Genomic DNA, 18,791 nt, shown 5'->3' with positions numbered 1-18,791 from the left:
CGGTGGTCACTGCGCGGCGCGCTCGAGGATCAGCTCGCGCACGCGCGCGGCGTCGGCCTGACCCTTCATGGCCTTCATCACGGCGCCGATGACGGCCCCCGCGGCCTGCACCTTGCCGTCCTGGATCTTGGCGAGAACGTCGGGCTGCGCAGCCAGCGCCTCGTCGATGGCCGCGATGAGCGCACCGTCGTCCGAGACCACGGCCAGCCCGCGCGAGTCGACGACCTGCTGCGGCGTTCCCTCACCGGCGATGACGCCCTCGAGCACCTGACGGGCGAGCTTGTCGGTCAGAGTCCCGGCATCCACCAGGCCCTGCAGAGCGGCGACGTCGGCGGGTGAGACGAGGCCGGCGGCCTCGCGCTCCTGGGCGTTGGCGATGCGGGTGATCTCGCCCGTCCACCACTTGCGCGCGGCTGCCGGCGCGGCACCGGCCGCGATCGTGGCCTCGACCTCGTCGATCAGCCCGCCGTTGCGCACGTCCTGGAACTCGAGGTCGGTGAAGCCCCAGTCGGCCTTCAGCCGACGGCGACGCGCGACGGGCTGCTCGGGCAGGACCGACCGGAGTTCCTCCACGAGCTCGCGCGAGGGCTGCACGGGCAGCAGATCGGGCTCGGGGAAGTAGCGGTAGTCGTCGGCGTCGGACTTCGGGCGGCCCGGCGATGTGGTGCCGGTGTCCTCGTGCCAGTGACGGGTCTCCTGGATGATCGTGCCGCCGTCCGCGAGGATCGCGGCCTGACGCTGGATCTCGTATCGCACGGCACGCTCGACCGAGCGCATCGAGTTGACGTTCTTCGTCTCGGTGCGGGTGCCCAGCTTCTCCTGGCCGCGGGGACGCAGCGACACGTTCGCGTCGCAGCGCAGGTTGCCGCGCTCGAGACGCGCCTCCGAGATGCCGAGGCCGCGCACGATGTCGCGGATCGCGGCGATGTACGCCTTGGCGTACTCGGGAGCTCGGTGCTCGGCGCCGAAGATCGGCTTGGTGACGATCTCGACCAGCGGCACACCCGCGCGGTTGTAGTCGACCAGCGAGTACTCGGCCCCCTGGATGCGACCGGTCGCCCCGCCCATGTGGGTGAGCTTGCCGGCGTCCTCTTCCATGTGCGCACGCTCGACCGGGATGGTCACCAGAGTGCCGTCCTCGAGTTCGACCTCGACCGATCCCTCGAAGGCGATCGGCTCGTCGTACTGCGAGATCTGGTAGTTCTTGCCCAGGTCGGGGTAGAAGTAGTTCTTCCGGGCGAAGCGGCTGGACTCGGCGATCGAACAGCCGAGCGCGAGACCCAGGCTGATCGACGAGCGCACGGCCGTCGCGTTGACCACGGGCAGCGACCCCGGCAGACCCAGGTCGACCGGGGCGATCAGCGTGTTCGGCTCAGCGCCGTGGAACTCGTCGTTCGCCGGGTTCGGGGCATCCGAGAACATCTTCGTGCGGGTGTTCAGCTCGACGTGCACCTCGAAGCCGAGCACGGGCTCGAACATCTCGAGAGCCTTGTCGAAGTCCATGAGCTTGGCGGTGGCCATCAGCGGGTTCCTCCCAGCAGCTGCGGAGCGCGGGCGAGCAGCGGCTCACCCCACGAGTCGAGGAGCGCGGCTTCGAGAGCCGCGCCGACGCGGTACAGACGGGCATCCTCGTGCGCAGGCGCGAGGAACTGGATGCCGACGGGCAGACCGTCTTCGGCCGCCACGCCCGACGGGATCGAGATGCCGGGCACGCCGGCCAGGTTCGCCGGGATGGTCGTCAGGTCGTTCAGGTACATCTGCAGCGGGTCGTCGATCTTCTCGCCGATCTTGAACGCGGTCGTCGGCGCCGAGGGCGTCGCGATGACGTCGACCTGCGCGAAGGCCCGGTCGAAGTCCTGCTGGATGAGCGTGCGCACCTTCTGCGCGCTGCCGTAGTAGGCGTCGTAGTAGCCGGCAGACAGGGCGTAGGTGCCGAGGATGATGCGGCGCTTGACCTCGGGGCCGAAGCCGGCTTCGCGGGTCGCCGACATGACGTCCTCCACCGTCGGGTTGCCGTCGGGGGTGACGCGCAGGCCGAAGCGCACCGAGTCGAACTTCGCGAGGTTGCTCGACGCCTCTGCGGGCAGGATCAGGTAGTACGCGGCGACACCGTATTCGAAGTGCGGAGCGGAGATCTCGACGATCTCGGCGCCCTGTGCCTCCATCAGGGCCAGCGACTCGCGGAAGGATGCGGCGACGCCTGCCTGGAAGCCGGAGTCGGGCAGCTCGGTGATGACGCCGACCTTCAGCCCCTTGAGCACCTGACCCGACGCGCCCTCGCGGGCCGCGGCGGCGAACGACGGCCATTCCTGCGGAAGCGAGGTGGAGTCCTTTGGGTCGTGACCGCCGATCACATCGTGCAGCAGCCCGGCGTCGAGCACGGTGCGGGTCACCGGGCCGACCTGGTCGAGGCTGGATGCCAGCGCGATCGCGCCGTAGCGGCTGACGCCGCCGTAGGTCGGCTTGATGCCGACGGTGCCGGTCACGTGCGCGGGCTGGCGGATCGATCCGCCGGTGTCGGAGCCGAGCGCGAGCGGGGCCTCGAAGGCCGCGACGGCCGCGGCGGAGCCGCCACCTGAACCGCCGGGGATGCGGTCGAGATCCCACGGGTTGCGGGTCGGGCCGTAGGCGGAGAACTCCGTCGACGAGCCCATCGCGAACTCGTCCATGTTCGTCTTGCCCAGCGGCACGAGGCCGGCGGCGCGCGAGCGCGCCACGACGGTGGCGTCGAACGGCGACATGTAGCCCTCAAGGATCTTCGAGCCGCTCGTGGAGGGCATGTCGGTCGTGACGAGCACATCCTTGACCGCGAGCGGCACACCGGCGATCGGGCCGAGCTGCTCGCCCGCGGCACGGCGCGCGTCGACCTCGGCGGCCGCAGCGAGGGCGTGCTCGTTGACGTGCAGGAAGGCGTGCACGTCACCGTCGACCGCGGCGATGCGGTCGAGGTGGGCCTGCGTCGCCTCGACGCTGGAGATCTCGCCGGCGGCGATCTTCTCGCCGAGCTCGGCGGCGTTCAGCCGGATGATGTCGCTCACTGCTCTTCTCCCAGGATCGCGGTCACACGGAAGCGGCCGTCTGCGGCATCCGGGGCGTTCTTCAGCGTCTGCTCGAGCGTGAGCGTCTCGCCGACCTCGTCGGGACGGAAGACGTTGCTCATCGCGATCGGGTGGCTGGTGGCGACGACGTCTGGCGTGGCCACCTCCGACACCTTCGCGATGTTGTCGACGATGGCATCGAGCTGACCGGTCAGCTGAGTCACCTCGTCGTCGGAGAGCTGGATGCGCGCGAGCACGCCGAGATGGCGTACGAGATCAGGGGTGATTTCAGACACCACCCCAGTCTACGAGAGCGCGAGGTGCGCACACGTAAGCTGGAACTCGTGACCGAGTTCGCTCCCCCGCGCCCATGGACCGCAAGCTACGCCGAAGGGGTCCCGCAGGACCTGCCGCCGGTGACCGGCTCGCTGATCGACATCGTCGAGGCCTCGGTGCGCGACTACCCGGACGCCCCGGCGCTGCAGTTCTTCGGGCGCGAAACGACCTACCGCGAGATGCAGGATGCCATCGAGCGGGCGGCCGCCGGCCTGCGCGACCTCGGTGTCGGCCCGGGCGACCCGGTGGCGATCGTGCTGCCGAACTGCCCGCAGCACATCGTCGCGTTCTACGCCGTGCTCCGCCTCGGTGCCGTCGTGATCGAGCACAACCCGCTCTACACGCCGCGTGAGCTGCGCAAGCAGTTCGAAGACCACGGTGCCAGACACGCGATCGTCTGGAGCAAGGTGGTCGAGACCGTGCAGGAGTTCCCCGCCGATCTGGCGGTCACGAGCCTGGTCTCGGTCGACGTGACGACGGCGATGCCGCGCAGGATGCAGCTGATGCTGAAGCTGCCGATCGCGAAGGCCCGTGAGTCGCGCGCGGCCCTGACGGCGAAGGTGCGCGGTGCGATCAGCTGGGATTCGCTTGTGGCATCCGCCCCGCTTCCCGCATCGCACCCGCGTCCGGGAACCGACGACCTCGCGATCATCCAGTACACCTCCGGCACCACGGGCACGCCCAAGGGCGCGGCCCTCACCCACCGCAACCTGCTCGCGAACGCGGCGCAGGCTCAGGCCTGGGTGCCGTCGATCACGCGCGGCGACGGCTGCGTCGTCTACGCGGTGCTGCCGATGTTCCACGCCTACGGGCTCACGCTGTGCCTGACCTTCGCGATGTCGATGGGCGCACGGCTCGTGCTGTTCCCGAAGTTCGAGCCCGACCTCGTGCTGCAGGTGACGAAGAGGCATCCGGCGACCTTCCTGCCGCTCGTGCCGCCGATCGCCGAGCGACTTCTGTCCGCAGCCAAGGAGAAGGGCGTGTCGCTCGCCGGCACCGAGATCGCGATCTCGGGCGCGATGGCGCTGTCGCACGACCTCGTGGTGCCGTTCGAAGAGGCCAGCGGCGGCTACCTCGTCGAGGGCTACGGGCTGAGCGAGTGCTCCCCCGTGCTGATGGCCAACCCGGTCGCCGAGAACCGGGTGGCCGGGACCGTCGGGCTGCCGCTTCCCGGTACCGAGTGCCGCGTCGTCGACCCCGAGAATCCGACCGTCGACGTGCCGGCCGGGTCGGCCGGCGAGCTGATCGTGCGCGGCCCCCAGGTGTTCTCCGGCTACTACGGCAAGCCCGAGGAGACCGAGGCGGTGTTCGTCGACGGCTGGTTCCGCACCGGCGACATCGTCACGATCGACGAGGCCGGCTTCGTGCGCATCGTCGACCGCATCAAAGAGCTCATCATCACGGGCGGCTTCAACGTGGCGCCCACCGAGGTCGAGGGCGCCCTGCGCCAGCATCCGGATGTCGTCGACGCGGCCGTCGTGGGACTGCCGAGCGACCGCTCCGGCGAGGAGGTCGTCGCCGCGATCGTCATCGAGGACGGCAAGGACGTCGATGTCGAAGCCATCCGCGCGTTCGCGCGCAGCATCCTCACGCCGTACAAGGTGCCGCGTCGCGTCTTCGTCGTCGACGAGCTGCCGAAGTCGCTGATCGGCAAGGTGCTGCGCCGGCAGGTGAAGGACCGCCTGCTGGCGTTGACCTCGGGCAGCTGAACGGCCAGCACTCTCCCATCCGCACCCACTATCGTTGACAGGTGACTGCCGACGACATCGCCCCTGCCCCTGACGCGCCCGAGACCCCCGACGAGAGCGCGACCGCTCCCGGATTCGAGGAGCTGGGCATCACCGGCTCGCTGCTCAAGGCGATCAAGGATCTCGGCTACGAGACCCCGTCGCCCATCCAGGCGGCGACGATCCCCCTGCTGCTGCAGGGGCGCGACGTGCTGGGAACGGCGCAGACCGGCACCGGCAAGACCGCGGCGTTCGCGCTGCCCGTGCTCGAGAACCTCGACCTCGGTCAGAAGACGCCGCAGGTGCTCGTGCTCGCCCCCACGCGCGAGCTCGCCCTGCAGGTGTGCGAGGCGTTCGAGGCGTACTCGGCCCGGATGAAGGACGTGCGCGTGCTTCCCGTGTACGGCGGGCAGGCATACGGCGTGCAGCTGTCTGCGCTGCGCCGCGGCGTGCACATCGTCGTCGGCACGCCGGGCCGCATCATGGACCACCAGGCGAAGGGCACGCTCGACCTCTCGGAGCTGAAGTATCTCGTGCTGGATGAGGCCGACGAGATGCTGAAGATGGGCTTCGCCGAGGATGTCGAGCAGATCCTCGCCCAGACCCCCGAAGACAAGCAGGTCGCGCTGTTCTCGGCGACGATGCCCGCGACGATCCGTCGCCTCGCCCAGCAGTACCTGAACGAGCCCGAAGAAGTCGCCATCAAGGGCAAGACCACCACCAACCAGAACATCACCCAGCGGTACCTCGTCGTCTCTTACGCGCAGAAGGTGGATGCCCTCACCCGCATCCTCGAGATCGAGAACTTCGACGGCATGATCGTCTTCGTCCGCACGAAGAACGAGACCGAGACCCTCGCCGAGAAGCTCCGCGCCCGCGGCTACTCCGCGGCCGCGATCAACGGCGACGTTCCGCAGGTCCAGCGCGAGCGCAGCGTGAATCAGCTCAAGGACGGCAAGCTCGACATCCTCGTCGCCACCGACGTCGCCGCCCGCGGGCTGGACGTGGAGCGCATCAGCCACGTCGTGAACTTCGACATCCCCACCGACACCGAGTCGTACGTGCACCGGATCGGGCGCACCGGCCGTGCAGGCCGAACCGGTGACGCGATCAGCTTCATCACGCCGCGCGAGCGCTACCTGCTGAAGCACATCGAGAAGGCGACCCGCCAGCAGCCGGCGCAGATGCAGCTGCCGACCACGGAGGACGTCAACTCGACGCGCCTCGCGCGCTTCGACGACGCGATCACCGCAGCCCTCGGAGAGACCCGCCGCATCGAGGCGTTCCGCGACATCATCGCCCACTACGTGCGCAACAACGATGTGCCCGAGGCGGACGTCGCCGCGGCGCTGGCCGTGGTCGCCCAGGGCGAGACGCCGCTGCTGCTCGACCCCGAGAACGACGAGCTGTCGCGAGCGATCGAGCGTGACAACCGTCCGCCGCGCGAGCGTCAGGACCGATCGTCCGACCGCAGCGACCGCGGACCGCGCGAGCGCCGCGGTCGCGGCGACTACGCGCCGTACCGCATCGAGGTCGGCCGGCGCCACCGCGTCGAGCCGCGGCAGATCGTGGGCGCGCTCGCGAACGAGGGCGGCCTGGGACGCGACGACTTCGGCGCGATCGCGATCAAGCCGGACTTCTCGATCGTCGAGCTGCCCGTGAACATGGATCCGGCGGTGCTCGACAAGCTGCGCGACACCCGGATCTCGGGCAGGCTCATCGAGATCCGCCCCGACCGTGGCGTGCCGAGCCGTCGCACGCCGCGCGACCGGGACGACCGTGGCGGGTACGACCGTGGGTACCAGCGCGACGACCGCCCCGAACGCAAGCCCAGGCACAAGGGCTGAGACCCCGCCCGCCGTCGGAAACTTCAGACGCCTGACGGCGTGTCGCGTGCCAATCGGCCGCGACACGCCGCACGGCGGGTGGATGATCTGAGATTCCCGACGTCACACCGGGTGCTCACGACCCGGATGCGACGGTCAGCCGAGGTACTGCGAGAAGTGGTGGGCGTCGATGTTCATCCGCTCTCGCAGGTAGAACCGGTGTGCGTCGAAGCGCTGCACGCCGGAGTCGAGGTCGAGCTGCCGGCACCGCGCGGCGACGGCGCGTTCGCGCAGCTCGTGTCGATGCGTCTGCGGTGTCAACGGCCATGCTGCCTAGGCTATGCGCATGAGATCGGTGCGAGTGATCGTCAGCGGTCGCGTCCAGGGCGTCGGCTATCGGTGGTTCGCCCGTGAGACGGCGATGACCTGCGGGATCGTCGGCTGGGTGCGCAATCGCCGCGATGGCACCGTCGAGGCCGAGCTGCACGGCGACGGCGAGGCTCTTGGCGAGGTCATCTCGGCCCTGCGGCAGGGTCCGCGCTCAGCTCGAGTGGACGCGTTGCAGATCACCGACATCGGGTTCGACCGCCAGGACGCGTTCGAGATCCGCCCGACGGCGTGACGGCTCCCGCTTATCAGGCGTCGAGCGCCGCCGGCCCTTCCGTGACGAGCACGTGGAACTGGGCGGCGTCGAGAACGCGGATGCCGAGCTCCTCCGCCGTCGCGAGCTTCGAGCCCGCGCCGGGACCCGCCGCGACGAAGTCGGTCTTCTTCGAGACGCTGGACGCCGCCTTGCCGCCGGCCTTGATGATCGCCTCCTGCGCACCGTCGCGCGTGTAGCCGTCGAGGGATCCGGTGGCGACGACGGTGAGCCCGTCGAGCACTCCCCCCTCGGCGACCGCTGCGCCCGGCCCCGGATGCCCCGGCGTCGCCCACTGCACGCCCGCCGCCGTCCACTGATCGATGATGTCGACGTGCCAGTCGACCTCGAACCACTCCAGCAGCGAGTCGGCGATGATCCCGCCGACTCCTTCGACGGCGGCGAGATCCTCGCGGGACGCCGCGCGGATGGCATCCAGCGATCCGAACCACTGCGCGAGAGCACGCGCGGCGACCGGGCCGACGTGCCGGATGTTCAACGAGACCAGCAGCCGCCACAGCTCCTTCGTCTTGGCCTTCTCGAGCTCGGCGAGCAGCTTGACGGCGGCCGACGACGGCTGGGGCCCTTCGACACCCTGCTTCTTCTCGGCGGCCGTCGCGTTGCGGCGAAACGGCGACCGGGTCTTGACGATGCCGTCGTCGTCCTCCTTCGGCAGGCCCGTCTCGGAATCGCGCACCACCACCTCGATCGGCACGATCTGCGCGAGATCCAGCGAGAACAGACCTGCCTCGGTGTCCAGCGGCGGCACTGCCGGATGGCTCGGCTGCGTCAGCGCCGCGGCGGTCACCTCGCCCAGCGCCTCGACGTCGAGCGCCCCGCGCGAGCCGATGTGCTCCACACGCCCTCGCACCTGAGCCGGGCAGGATCGCGCGTTCGGGCACCGCAGGTCGATGTCGCCCTCTTTCATCGGGCGAAGCGGGGTGCCGCACTCCGGGCATCCGGTCGGCATGACGAACTCGCGCTCGCTGCCGTCACGCTTCTCGACGACAGGGCCGAGCACCTCGGGGATCACGTCGCCGGCCTTGCGGAGCACGACGGTGTCGCCGATCAGCACACCCTTGGCCTTGACGACGTCCTTGTTGTGCAGGGTCGCCTGACGCACCACGGAACCCGCCACATGTGCGGGCGCCATGACCGCGAACGGCGTCGCGCGGCCGGTGCGGCCGACAGAGACGACGATGTCGAGCAGCGTGGTCTGCACCTCTTCGGGCGGGTACTTGTAGGCGATCGCCCAGCGCGGCGCGCGACTGGTCATGCCCAGCTCATCGTGCAGGGCGAGCTCGTCGACCTTGACGACGATGCCGTCGAGCTCGTGCTCGATGTCGTGGCGGTGCTCGCCGAAGTGGGTGACGAAGTCGGCGACCTCGTCGATCGAGTGGCACACCTTCGTGTGCGGGCTCGTCGGCAGGCCCCAGCTCGCCACCAGGTCGTACACCTCGCTCTGTGCGGCGACCGGAGGATCCGGCCAGGCGCCGATGCCGTGCACGTACAGCGAGAGCGAGTCGATGCGGAGCAGACCCGCTTCGAGTTCGAGGCCGGTCTTCTTGTCGATCTGCTGACGCAGTCCCCCACTGGCGGCGTTGCGTGGATTGGCGAAGGCGGGGAATCGTCGTGCGGCGGCGGTGCGGGCCTTCTCTTCGTCGAACGGACGCTTCGCGCCGCCTCGTGCCTCCCACCGCTCGAGCGCTTCGGCGTACGCGCGATCCCGGAACGCCGCCTGCGCCGCGTTGAGCCGCTCGAACGCGGCGACCGGGATGAACACCTCGCCGCGCACCTCGACGATCTCAGGATGCCCCTCGCCACTGAGCCGCTCGGGGATGTCGGCGAGGCGCAGCGCGTTCTCGGTCACGATCTCGCCCACCCGTCCGTCGCCGCGCGTGGCCGCTGACGAGAGCACGCCGTTCTCGTAGCGCAGGTTGATGGCCAGCCCGTCGATCTTCAGCTCGGTCAGCCAGGCCACGTCGCGTCCGGCAGCTGCCGCGGTCTTGACCTGCCAGTCACGCAGCTCGTCGAGCGAGAACACGTTGTCGAGGCTCAGCATCCGCTCGGCGTGCTCGATCGTCGCAAGGCCCGTGGCCTCGGCCGCGCCCACCATCTGGGTGGGCGAGTCCTGTCCCTGCAGCTCGGGATGCAGGCGCTCGAGCTCTTCGAGCCGCCGCATCCAGCCGTCGTACGTCGCGTCGTCGACGAGAGACGTGTCGCGTCCGTAATACGCGTCCTTCGCCTCGAGGATGCGAGACGTGAGCTCTTCGGCTTCGGCGCGGGCGTCGGTCAGCGAGATGTTCTCAGGCACCCCGCAAGTCTACGAGCGGGCACCGACAGCGCGGCGGGCCTGACGCCCGACGTGCGCTCCGTCTGAGGGAGCTCAGGCGTCGACCGGCACGGCAGAGACGGTCGTGTCGATCGTGAACTGCCCGAGCACGCGCGTGCCGACGTAGATGACCGCGCTCTGGCCGGGCGCGACTCCGTCGAGCGGCACCTCGGGCACGACGCGCACGCCGTCATCGGTCACCTGCGCTCGAGCGGGCACCGGGTCGGCGTGCGCGCGGATCTGCACCTCGCACGCGAAGTCCGTCTCTGCAGGCGCGGCGCCGGCCCACGAGAAGCGCTGACCGGCGATCTCGGCGATCGCCAGCGCCTCCTTCGGGCCGACGACCACGGTGTTCGACACCGGTCGCACCTCGAGCACGAAGCGCGGCTTGCCGTCCGCGGCCGGTGTGCCCAGGCGCAGGCCCCGGCGCTGCCCGACGGTGAACGCGTGGGCGCCGTCGTGACTGCCCACGACCTCGCCGCTGCGGTCGACGATGTCGCCGGTCGCCGTGCCGACCTTCTCCGCGAGCCAGCCGCGCGTGTCGCCGTCGGGGATGAAGCAGATGTCGTGACTGTCCGGCTTCTGCGCGACGGTGATGCCGCGCGCCGCAGCCTCGGCCCGCACGAGCGCCTTCGACGGCGTGTCGCCGAGCGGGAAGTAGGTGTGCGCCAGCTGCTCGGCGTTCAGCACACCGAGCACGTACGACTGGTCCTTGGCGGAGTCCGACGCGCGGTGCAGCTCGAGCCCGCCGGAGCCGTCGACGAGGGTCGCGTAGTGACCGGTGCAGACCGCATCGAAGCCCAGTTCGATCGCCCGCTCCAGGAGCGCGGCGAACTTGATCTTCTCATTGCAGCGCAGGCACGGGTTGGGGGTGCGGCCCGCCTTGTACTCCGAGATGAAGTCGTCGATGACGTCGTCGCGGAAACGCTCCGAGAAGTCCCAGACGTAGAACGGGATGCCGAGCAGATCCGCCACGCGCCGGGCATCCAGCGCGTCCTCGACGGTGCAGCAGCCACGGCTCCCGGTGCGCAGGGTGCCGCCCGCCCGCGACAGCGCGAGGTGCACTCCCACCACCTCGTGCCCGGCGTCGACCGCGCGTGCCGCAGCCACCGCCGAATCGACACCGCCGCTCATCGCCGCCAGAACTCGCATGGACTCCAGTCTACGAGCGCTCGCCTGGACGGCTCCCGTCAGCGTGAGGCGCGCGCCACGGCATCCGGGATCGCGGCGAGCACCGCCTCGACGTCCGCCGGGGTCGAGGTCGCCCCGAGCGTGAACCGCAGCACGCTTCGGGCGTCCTGCTCGCTGCGCCCCATCGCCAGCACGACGTGCGAGGGCTCGGCGACGCCGGCCTGACATGCCGATCCGGTGGATGCCGAGATGCCGGCCATGTCGAGCAGGAACAGCAGGCTCTCCCCCACCGTCCCCGGGAACAGCAGATGCGCATTGCCGGGCAGGCGATCGACCGGATCCCCGAGCAGCCTCGCCGAGGGGACGGCGGCGAGGACTCCGGCGACGAGCCGGTCGCGCAGCGCGGCGAGGCGGTCGCTCTCCCGCACACGTTCGCCTTCGGTCTCCTCCAGCGCCACGGCCAGGGCCGCCGCTCCCGGCACGTCCTGCGTGCCGGCGCGCAGACCGCGCTGCTGCGACCCGCCGTGCAGCAGCGGTGCGATCCGCGCGCTGCGGGCCGCGACCAGCATGCCGGTTCCCACCGGGGCGCCGATCTTGTGCCCGGCGAGGCTCAGCGCCACAAGCCCGGCACCCGCGGGCGCGTCGCCCCTCAGCTCGCGGAACACCACGGGCAGGTGGCCGAAGGCCGACACCGCGTCGAGGTGCAGCGGGATGCCTGCCGACGCCGCCGAACGGCTCAGCGCGGCCGCGTCGTTGACGGTGCCCACCTCGTTGTTGGCGATGAGGGCGGTCGCGAGAGCCGCACCGTCCAGGGCGGCGGTGAACGCCGACACGGCGATCCGGCCGAGTTCGTCGACCTGAACCGGTCGCACCAGGGCGCCCTCGCGCTCGAGGGCGCCGACGGTGTCGATGGTGGCGTGATGCTCGGCATCCGGAAGCACGATCGCCCGCGCTGCCCCGGCGCGGGCCGTCCACATGCCGCGCAGCGCGGTGTTGATCGACTCGGTGCCGCCCGACGTGAACACGACCTCTATCGGGTCGCAGCCGACGACGGCTGCGGCCCGCTCGCGGGAGTCCTCGAGCAGGCGGCGAGCAGCCTGGCCGGCGCCGTGGGTCGACGACGCGTTGCCCACGATCTCGGATGCTGTCAGCCAGGCGTCACGGGCAGCGGCGCGCAGCGGCGTCGTCGCCGCGTGATCGAGGTAGTGCCGCATCAGACCATCCTCCCACCGCCCCGGTGGCCGCGGCTGAGCACAGACCCGGCGGGTGGCACCATCGCCGTGAGACCGAGGGCCACCCGACGCGGGACGGAGATTCATCAACGGAGCCTCTCCCCGCTTAGTCTGGACTCCATGCCCGCTCAGCCCGCACCGCCACTCGGCGGCGACGCTCTCGACCATCTCGGCGTGCGCCTGCACGACGGCGGCGGAACGCTGCGCGTCTGGTCCGGGAACGCATCGTCCGTCGAGGTCGTGATCTTCGACGAGCACGACCTCGACTGGGAGACGGCCACGCTGCCGCTCGAGAGGCAGACGGCCGGGATCTGGGAGGTGACCACCGACCTGCTGCAGCCGGGCACGCGCTACGCGCTGCGCGTGGACGGCCCCCACGGTCCGGGCAACGTGTTCAACTCCGAGACCCTGCTGCTCGACCCCTACGCCCGCGGCCTCGCGCAGGGCGGCGGATACCAGGAATGGCGCTCGGTGGTCATCGCCGACGGCTTCGACTGGGACGACGTGCGAAAGCCCGCCGTGCCGATGGACGAGACCGTCATCTACGAGGGCCACATCAAGGGCCTCACCAAACGCCACCCCGGTGTGCCCGCCGCGCTGCACGGCACGTACGCCGGCCTGGCACACCCCGCGATGATCGAGTACCTGACAGAGCTCGGCGTCACGAGCATCCAGCTGCTGCCGGTGCACGCGTTCGTGCCCGAGCCGCGACTGCTCGAGCGCGGCTTGACCAACTACTGGGGCTACAACACCCTCAACTTCTTCACGCCGCACACCGCCTACGCCACCCAAGCCGCCCGCCGCGGCGGCCCGGAGGCCGTGCTCGACGAGTTCAAGGGCATGGTCAAGCTGCTGCACCAGGCGGGCCTCGAGGTCATCCTCGATGTCGTCTACAACCACACCAGCGAGGAGGGCCTCGGCGGCCCGCGATCCAGCTTCCGCGGCATCGACAACGCGCTCTACTACCGTCAGCTCGACGACGGCGCCTACGTCGACACCACCGGCTGCGGCAACACGCTCAACACGTCGGCAGACGCGCCCGCACGTCTCGTGCTCGACTCGCTGCGCTACTGGGCCACCGAGATGCAGATCGACGGGTTCCGCTTCGATCTCGCCACATCCCTGGCGCGTGACGGCGGCCACGAATACGACCGCGAGCACCCCCTGCTGCAGGCCATCGCCGAGGATCCCGCACTGCAGGACGTGAAGATCATCGCCGAACCGTGGGACGTCGGGCTCGGCGGCTGGCAGACGGGCAACTTCCCGGCCGGATGGAGTGAGTGGAACGACCGTTTCCGCGACCGTGCCCGCAACTTCTGGCTCAGCGACATCGACTACGCCCGGCGGGCCTCGGCTCCGGTCGGCGTCGGCGGGTTCGCCAATCGCCTGGCCGGCTCCGCCAACACGTACTCGCCCGAGCGCGGGCCTCTCGCGAGCATCAACTTCATCACCGCCCACGACGGCTTCACGCTGCACGACCTCGTCAGCTACGACGTCAAGCACAACGAGACCAACGGCGAGCAGAACCGCGACGGCGCCGACGTGAACCGGTCGTTCAACCACGGGGTCGAGGGCGAATCCGACCATCCTGCGATCCTCGCCACACGACGCCGCGCCATGCGCAACCTGATCGGCACCCTGCTGCTCTCGGCCGGCATCCCGATGATCACCGCCGGCGACGAGTTCGGCCGCACGCAGAAGGGCAACAACAACGCCTACTGCCACGACTCCCCCCTCACCTGGCTGAACTGGACCCACGAGCCGTGGCAGCAGGACCTGCGGGCGCACGTCTCGCTGCTCACGCGTCTGCGTGCCGAGAACCGCGCGCTGCGCCCCGCGCGCTACGCGGTGCTCGGCGAGCACGTCCCCGAGGCGTCGGAGATGGAGTGGTTCGACCAGAACGGCGAGACCATGGCCGCCGAGCAGTGGAACGATCCCCGTCACCGCACCCTGCAGTACGTCGCGACGAGCGACCCGCGCGACGGCGAGAGCAACCGCATCCTGCTGATCGTGCACGGCACCGAGGCTCCGATCGATGTCCGCCTGCCCGACGGGCTCGATGACGTGACCTCGTTCACGTCGCTGTGGTCCAGCGCCGACGAGGCGCCGCGCAGCGAGCAGCGTCGATACGCGCCCGGCGAGGTCCTGCCGATCGCGGGCACCTCAATGCAGCTCTTCCGGGTCGAGTGACGCGCACCAGCAGGCACGGTACATTCAAGGTGTGGCAGCACCGACAGCACGTGACTCTGCGGGTCTGAGAAGCCCCGCCCAGATCCCTCTGCGCCCTGCCGTCGAGACGGTCCACGTCCCCGGTCTGAAAGCCGGGCGGATCCCGATCTTCTCGCCGACACCGCATGTGCCCCAGGGGTATCCCGCGAAGGCCTTCGTCGGAGAGGCGGTGCCGTTCGACGTCGTGGCCTTCCGCGAGGGGCACGATCTCATCGGAGTGCATCTGCGCCTGTCGTCCCCCGATGGGCGCGAGACGCTGCACCGGCTCAGCCCGCGCGGCGACGGCACCGACCGCTGGCGCACGACCGTCGCGATCGATCTCGCGGGCGACTGGCGCCACCGGTTCGAGGCGTTCTCGGATGACTTCGGCACCTGGGCGCACGCCGCCGAGGTCAAGGCGCTCGCCGGGGTCGACATCGCGGTGATGTGCGCGCTGGGCGTGCAGCTGCTCGCCGCGGCCGCCGACGAGACCGACCGGCCCGCGACCGAGACCCGCATCCTGAAAACCGCGGCCACGACGCTGCGGAAAGCGCAGAAGACGACGGATGCCGAGGCGCTTCACGCCGTCGCCGTCGACATCGCCCTGGGTGAGGCCTTCGCCTCCCGCCCGCTCGCCTCGCTCGGATCCGTCACCGAGTGGCTGCCGCTGCGCGTCGAGAGACAGCAGGCGGGTGTCGGCGCCTGGTACGAGTTCTTCCCCCGCTCCGAGGGCGCGGTGCGCGGCGAGGACGGCACCGTGACGAGCGGGACGTTCCGCACCGCGACGCAGCGGCTGCCCGGTGTGGCGGGCATGGGCTTCGATGTGGTCTACCTCGTGCCGATCCATCCGATCGGGGAGACGAACCGCAAGGGTCGCAACAACACCCTGACCACCGAGCCGGGCGATCCGGGGTCGCCGTACGCGATCGGATCCGCCGACGGCGGACACGACGCGATCCACCCCGACCTCGGCACCGGGAAGGATCTGCGCGCCTTCATCCGCGCCGCGGCGAAGGAGGGCCTCGAAGTGGCCCTGGATCTCGCCCTGCAGGCGTCTCCCGATCACCCCTGGGTGACCGAGCATCCGGAATGGTTCACGACCCTTCCCGACGGCACGATCGCCTACGCCGAGAACCCGCCGAAGAAGTATCAGGACATCTATCCGATCAACTTCGACAACGACCCGGCCGGCAGCTACGCCGAGATGCTGCGCGTCGTCATGCACTGGGTGTCGCTCGGCGTGAAGATCTTCCGCGTCGACAACCCGCACACCAAGCCGCTGCAGTTCTGGGAGTGGCTGATCGCCGAGGTCAACGCACAGGACCCCGACGTGATCTTCCTGGCCGAGGCGTTCACGCGGCCGGCCGTGATGCGCGCGCTGGCCGCCGTCGGCTTCCAGCAGAGCTACTCGTACTTCACCTGGCGCAACACCAAGGCCGAGCTCGAGGAGTTCCTGACCTCGGTGTCGCACGAGACGAGCGACTACATGCGTCCGAACCTGTTCGTGAACACGCATGACATCCTCACCGAGTACCTGCAGTACGGCGGACGGGCGGCGTACCGCATCCGTGCCTGCATCGCCGCGACCGCGGCTCCGATCTGGGGCGTGTACGCGGGGTACGAGCTGATCGAGAACGTGGCGAGGCCCGGCTCCGAGGAGAACATCGACAACGAGAAGTACGAGTACAAGTTCCGCGACTGGGACGGCGCCGAGCAGCGTGGCGACTCCCTCGCTCCGCTGCTGCGGCGCCTGAACGAGATCCGGCGCGAGCATCCGTCGCTCGGTCAGCTGCGCAACTTCTCGGCGCACTGGAGCGACGACGACGCCGTGCTGGTGTACTCCAAGCATCTGGATGCCGCATTCACCGGCACCGGACGCGCCGACACCATCATCGTCGTGGCGAACGTCGACCCGCACTCCGTGCGCGAGACGACGGTGCACCTCGACACGACGATCTGGGGCATCGAGCCCGGTGAGGCGTTCGAGGTCGAGGATCTGCTCACCGGAGCCGTCTGGACCTGGACCGACCACAACTATGTGCGACTCGACGCGTTCGCCGAGCCGGTGCACATCCTGAAGGTGAAGGAGCGATCATGAGCTATCTCGAGGACGTCTCTGCGTCGGCGGAGTGGATCGCGGTGTCGCAGTCCACCCATCACGACCCCCACGCTGTGCTCGGGGCGCATCCGCGCACCGACTCCGTGGGCCGCACCAGCACCGCGATCCGCGTACGTCGGCCGTTCGCCGAAGCGGTGCAGGCGGTGTTCGACGACGGGTCGCGGCTGGACCTCGCGCATGTCGCGCACGGGATCTGGGAGGGCGAGCACAGTGGACCGCCGGTGCCTTATCGCATCGCGACGACTTATGAGGGCGGCGAGGAGACCATCGCCGGAGACCCGTACCGTCACCTCAGCGCGGTCGGCGAGCTCGACATCCACCTCATCGCCGAGGGCCGGCACGAGCGCCTCTGGGAGGTGCTCGGCTCGCACCCGCGTGCTCTCGACGGAGAGCAGGGGGTCGACTTCGCCGTGTGGGCGCCGAACGCGAGGTCGATGCGCGTGGTCGGCGACTTCAACGGGTGGCACGGTGAAGGTCATGCGATGCGCTCGATGGGCGGCAGCGGAGTGTGGGAGCTGTTCATCCCCGATGTCGCGGTGGGTGCCCGCTACAAGTACGAGATCCTCGGCGCCGACGGGCACTGGCGGCTGAAGGCCGACCCGATGGCGCAGCAGGCCGAGCTGCCGCCGGCCACGGCCTCCGTCGTCACGCTGAGCGCCTACCGCTGGAACGACGACGCGTGGCTACGCCGCCGGGCCGCGGCCCACGCGGTCTCGCAGCCGATGTCGGTGTACGAGGTGCACCTCGGTTCGTGGCGCGGCGGTCTGACCTATCGCGACGCGGCCGACCCGCTGATCGAGCACGTGCTGGCCACGGGGTTCACGCACGTGGAGTTCATGCCTCTCGCTGAGCATCCGTTCGGCGGCTCGTGGGGGTACCAGGTGAGCGGCTACTACGCCGCGACGAGCCGGTTCGGCACACCGGATGATCTGAGGTACCTGATCGACCGGCTGCACCAGTCCGGCATCGGCGTGATCATGGACTGGGTTCCCGGTCACTTCCCGAAGGACGAGTTCGCCCTGGCGCGCTTCGACGGCACCCCGCTGTACGAGCACTCCGACCCGCGACGCGGCGAGCATCAGGACTGGGGCACGCTGGTCTTCGACTACGGTCGCAGCGAAGTGCGCAACTTCCTCGTGGCGAACGCTTTGTTCTGGCTCAGCGAGTTCCACATCGACGGTCTGCGCGTCGACGCGGTCGCCTCGATGCTCTACCTCGACTACTCGCGCAAGGCGGGCGAGTGGGAGCCGAACGTCCACGGCGGACGCGAGAACCTCGAGGCGATCCGCTTCCTGCAGGAGGTCAACGCCACGGCCTACCGCAAGCACAAGGGCATCGTCATGATCGCCGAGGAGTCCACGGCGTTCCCCGGTGTGACAGCTCCCACCGACCACGCCGGACTCGGCTTCGGGTTCAAGTGGAACATGGGCTGGATGAACGACTCGCTCGAGTACATGAAGCGCGATCCGCTGCACCGATCGCATCACGAGGGTGAGATGACGTTCTCGTTCGTCTACGCGTTCGGCGAGAACTACATGCTGCCGATCAGCCATGACGAGGTCGTGCACGGCAAGGGCAGCCTGGTCTCGCGGATGCCGGGCGACCACGCGCACAAGCTCGCGAACCTGCGCGCCTACCTCGGGTTCATGTGGGGGCACCCCGGGAAGAAGCTGCTGTTCATGGGCCAGGAGTTCGGTCAGATCGGTGAGTGGTCGGTCGACCGCGAGCTGGACTGGTGGCTGCTCGATCAGCCGTCGCACGCCCAGCTGCAGCAGCTGGTCAGCTCTCTGAACGCCGTCTACCGTGCCCAGGCGCCGCTGTGGGAGCGCGACAACGACGGCTCGTCGTTCTCGCGTCTGGGTGGGCCCAGCTGGGATCCCAGTGTGATCGCGTTCGAGCGCCGGGATGCCCACGGGGGCCATCTCGTGGTCATCTCCAACTTCGCGGGCGTGACGCGCACGGGCTATCGTCTCGCGCTTCCGGTCGAGGGATCATGGCAGGAGATCCTGAATACGGATGCCGCGGCCTTCGGCGGCAACGACGCGGGCAACCTCGGCATGATCAGCGCGCACAGCGAGAACGACGACGACCCCGCGATCGCGACCGTCACGCTTCCGGCGCTGTCGACGCTGTGGTTCCGGTATCAGCCCGACCCGCACCTGCCGACGCCGAGCCACTGGTGAACGAACGGCGCCCGGCCCC

The 18,791-nt window shown here is 69.7% G+C and carries 13 protein-coding genes; 6 read left to right on the top strand and 7 right to left on the bottom strand.

Going from position 1 to position 18,791, the window contains the following annotated elements; genetic code table 11:
• Positions 1-6 precede the first annotated feature (6 nt).
• Genes gatB through gatC form a run of 3 tightly spaced genes read right to left on the bottom strand, consistent with a single transcriptional unit; the run spans position 7 to position 3,334 of the window.
• Entirely contained in the window at positions 7-1,521 is a 1,515-nt protein-coding gene (gene gatB, locus ACWIDW_RS01845) for an Asp-tRNA(Asn)/Glu-tRNA(Gln) amidotransferase subunit GatB (protein WP_454122493.1), read from the bottom strand.
• Complete coding sequence (gene gatA, locus ACWIDW_RS01840) at positions 1,521-3,038, bottom strand: Asp-tRNA(Asn)/Glu-tRNA(Gln) amidotransferase subunit GatA (protein WP_454122492.1); 1,518 nt, start codon at positions 3,036-3,038, stop codon at positions 1,521-1,523. Before gatA ends, gatB begins: the two co-directional genes overlap by 1 nt.
• On the bottom strand, positions 3,035-3,334 hold the full coding sequence (gene gatC, locus ACWIDW_RS01835; protein WP_071644104.1) for an Asp-tRNA(Asn)/Glu-tRNA(Gln) amidotransferase subunit GatC: 300 nt from the start codon (positions 3,332-3,334) through the stop codon (positions 3,035-3,037). The genes gatA and gatC overlap by 4 nt, the downstream gene beginning before the upstream one ends.
• A 48-nt stretch (positions 3,335-3,382) precedes the next feature.
• Here gatC and ACWIDW_RS01830 point away from each other — a divergent pair, with 48 nt between their 5' ends.
• Positions 3,383-5,083: a long-chain-fatty-acid--CoA ligase gene (locus ACWIDW_RS01830; protein ID WP_454122490.1), complete on the top strand. Its 1,701-nt coding sequence runs from the start codon at positions 3,383-3,385 to the stop codon at positions 5,081-5,083.
• Positions 5,084-5,124: 41 nt separating this feature from the next.
• A complete protein-coding gene (locus ACWIDW_RS01825) occupies positions 5,125-6,948 on the top strand; it encodes a DEAD/DEAH box helicase (protein WP_454122489.1) in 1,824 nt (607 codons plus the stop codon).
• 135 nt (positions 6,949-7,083) lie between these two features.
• Here ACWIDW_RS01825 and ACWIDW_RS01820 read toward each other — a convergent pair whose 3' ends face one another.
• Entirely contained in the window at positions 7,084-7,248 is a 165-nt protein-coding gene (locus ACWIDW_RS01820; RefSeq protein WP_454122487.1) for a hypothetical protein, read from the bottom strand.
• Between the two features lie 25 nt (positions 7,249-7,273).
• Between ACWIDW_RS01820 and ACWIDW_RS01815 the strand changes: the two genes are divergently transcribed.
• A complete protein-coding gene (locus tag ACWIDW_RS01815; protein ID WP_454122485.1) occupies positions 7,274-7,549 on the top strand; it encodes an acylphosphatase in 276 nt (91 codons plus the stop codon).
• A gap of 13 nt (positions 7,550-7,562) precedes the next feature.
• Here ACWIDW_RS01815 and ligA read toward each other — a convergent pair whose 3' ends face one another.
• The 3 genes from ligA to ACWIDW_RS01800 all read right to left on the bottom strand — a co-directional run bounded on the left by ligA (position 7,563) and on the right by ACWIDW_RS01800 (position 12,244).
• The gene (ligA, locus tag ACWIDW_RS01810; RefSeq protein WP_454122484.1) at positions 7,563-9,881 is read right to left on the bottom strand and encodes an NAD-dependent DNA ligase LigA; all 2,319 of its coding nucleotides are present in this window, start codon (positions 9,879-9,881) and stop codon (positions 7,563-7,565) included.
• A gap of 72 nt (positions 9,882-9,953) precedes the next feature.
• Positions 9,954-11,051, bottom strand: a complete 1,098-nt coding sequence (mnmA, locus tag ACWIDW_RS01805; RefSeq protein ID WP_454122482.1) for a tRNA 2-thiouridine(34) synthase MnmA — start codon at positions 11,049-11,051, stop codon at positions 9,954-9,956.
• A 38-nt stretch (positions 11,052-11,089) separates the two neighbouring features.
• Positions 11,090-12,244, bottom strand: coding sequence for a cysteine desulfurase family protein (locus tag ACWIDW_RS01800; protein WP_454122481.1), 1,155 nt, complete (start codon positions 12,242-12,244; stop codon positions 11,090-11,092).
• Between the two features lie 138 nt (positions 12,245-12,382).
• Here ACWIDW_RS01800 and glgX point away from each other — a divergent pair, with 138 nt between their 5' ends.
• Genes glgX through glgB form a run of 3 tightly spaced genes read left to right on the top strand, consistent with a single transcriptional unit; the run spans position 12,383 to position 18,772 of the window.
• Positions 12,383-14,452, top strand: a complete 2,070-nt coding sequence (gene glgX / locus ACWIDW_RS01795) for a glycogen debranching protein GlgX (RefSeq protein WP_454122479.1) — start codon at positions 12,383-12,385, stop codon at positions 14,450-14,452.
• A 31-nt stretch (positions 14,453-14,483) separates the two neighbouring features.
• The gene (locus ACWIDW_RS01790; RefSeq protein WP_454122478.1) at positions 14,484-16,568 is read left to right on the top strand and encodes a maltotransferase domain-containing protein; all 2,085 of its coding nucleotides are present in this window, start codon (positions 14,484-14,486) and stop codon (positions 16,566-16,568) included.
• Positions 16,565-18,772, top strand: coding sequence for a 1,4-alpha-glucan branching protein GlgB (glgB, locus tag ACWIDW_RS01785; protein ID WP_454122476.1), 2,208 nt, complete (start codon positions 16,565-16,567; stop codon positions 18,770-18,772). Before ACWIDW_RS01790 ends, glgB begins: the two co-directional genes overlap by 4 nt.
• Positions 18,773-18,791 lie beyond the last annotated feature (19 nt).

This window comes from Microbacterium sp. NPDC055312 (assembly GCF_053645675.1).
Note: the sequence above shows the minus strand (reverse complement) of the source record. Positions and strands in the feature narration are given on the sequence as shown.

What these genes read in the sequence shown, in the direction of transcription:
- gatB (WP_454122493.1), bottom strand. Translation starts at nt 1,521, where the DNA reads ATGGCCACCGCCAAGCTCATGGACTTCGACAAGGCTCTCGAGATGTTC.
- glgX (WP_454122479.1), top strand. Translation starts at nt 12,383, where the DNA reads ATGCCCGCTCAGCCCGCACCGCCACTCGGCGGCGACGCTCTCGACCAT.
- ACWIDW_RS01815 (WP_454122485.1), top strand. Translation starts at nt 7,274, where the DNA reads ATGAGATCGGTGCGAGTGATCGTCAGCGGTCGCGTCCAGGGCGTCGGC.
- mnmA (WP_454122482.1), bottom strand. Translation starts at nt 11,051, where the DNA reads ATGCGAGTTCTGGCGGCGATGAGCGGCGGTGTCGATTCGGCGGTGGCT.
- glgB (WP_454122476.1), top strand. Translation starts at nt 16,565, where the DNA reads ATGAGCTATCTCGAGGACGTCTCTGCGTCGGCGGAGTGGATCGCGGTG.
- ACWIDW_RS01800 (WP_454122481.1), bottom strand. Translation starts at nt 12,244, where the DNA reads ATGCGGCACTACCTCGATCACGCGGCGACGACGCCGCTGCGCGCCGCT.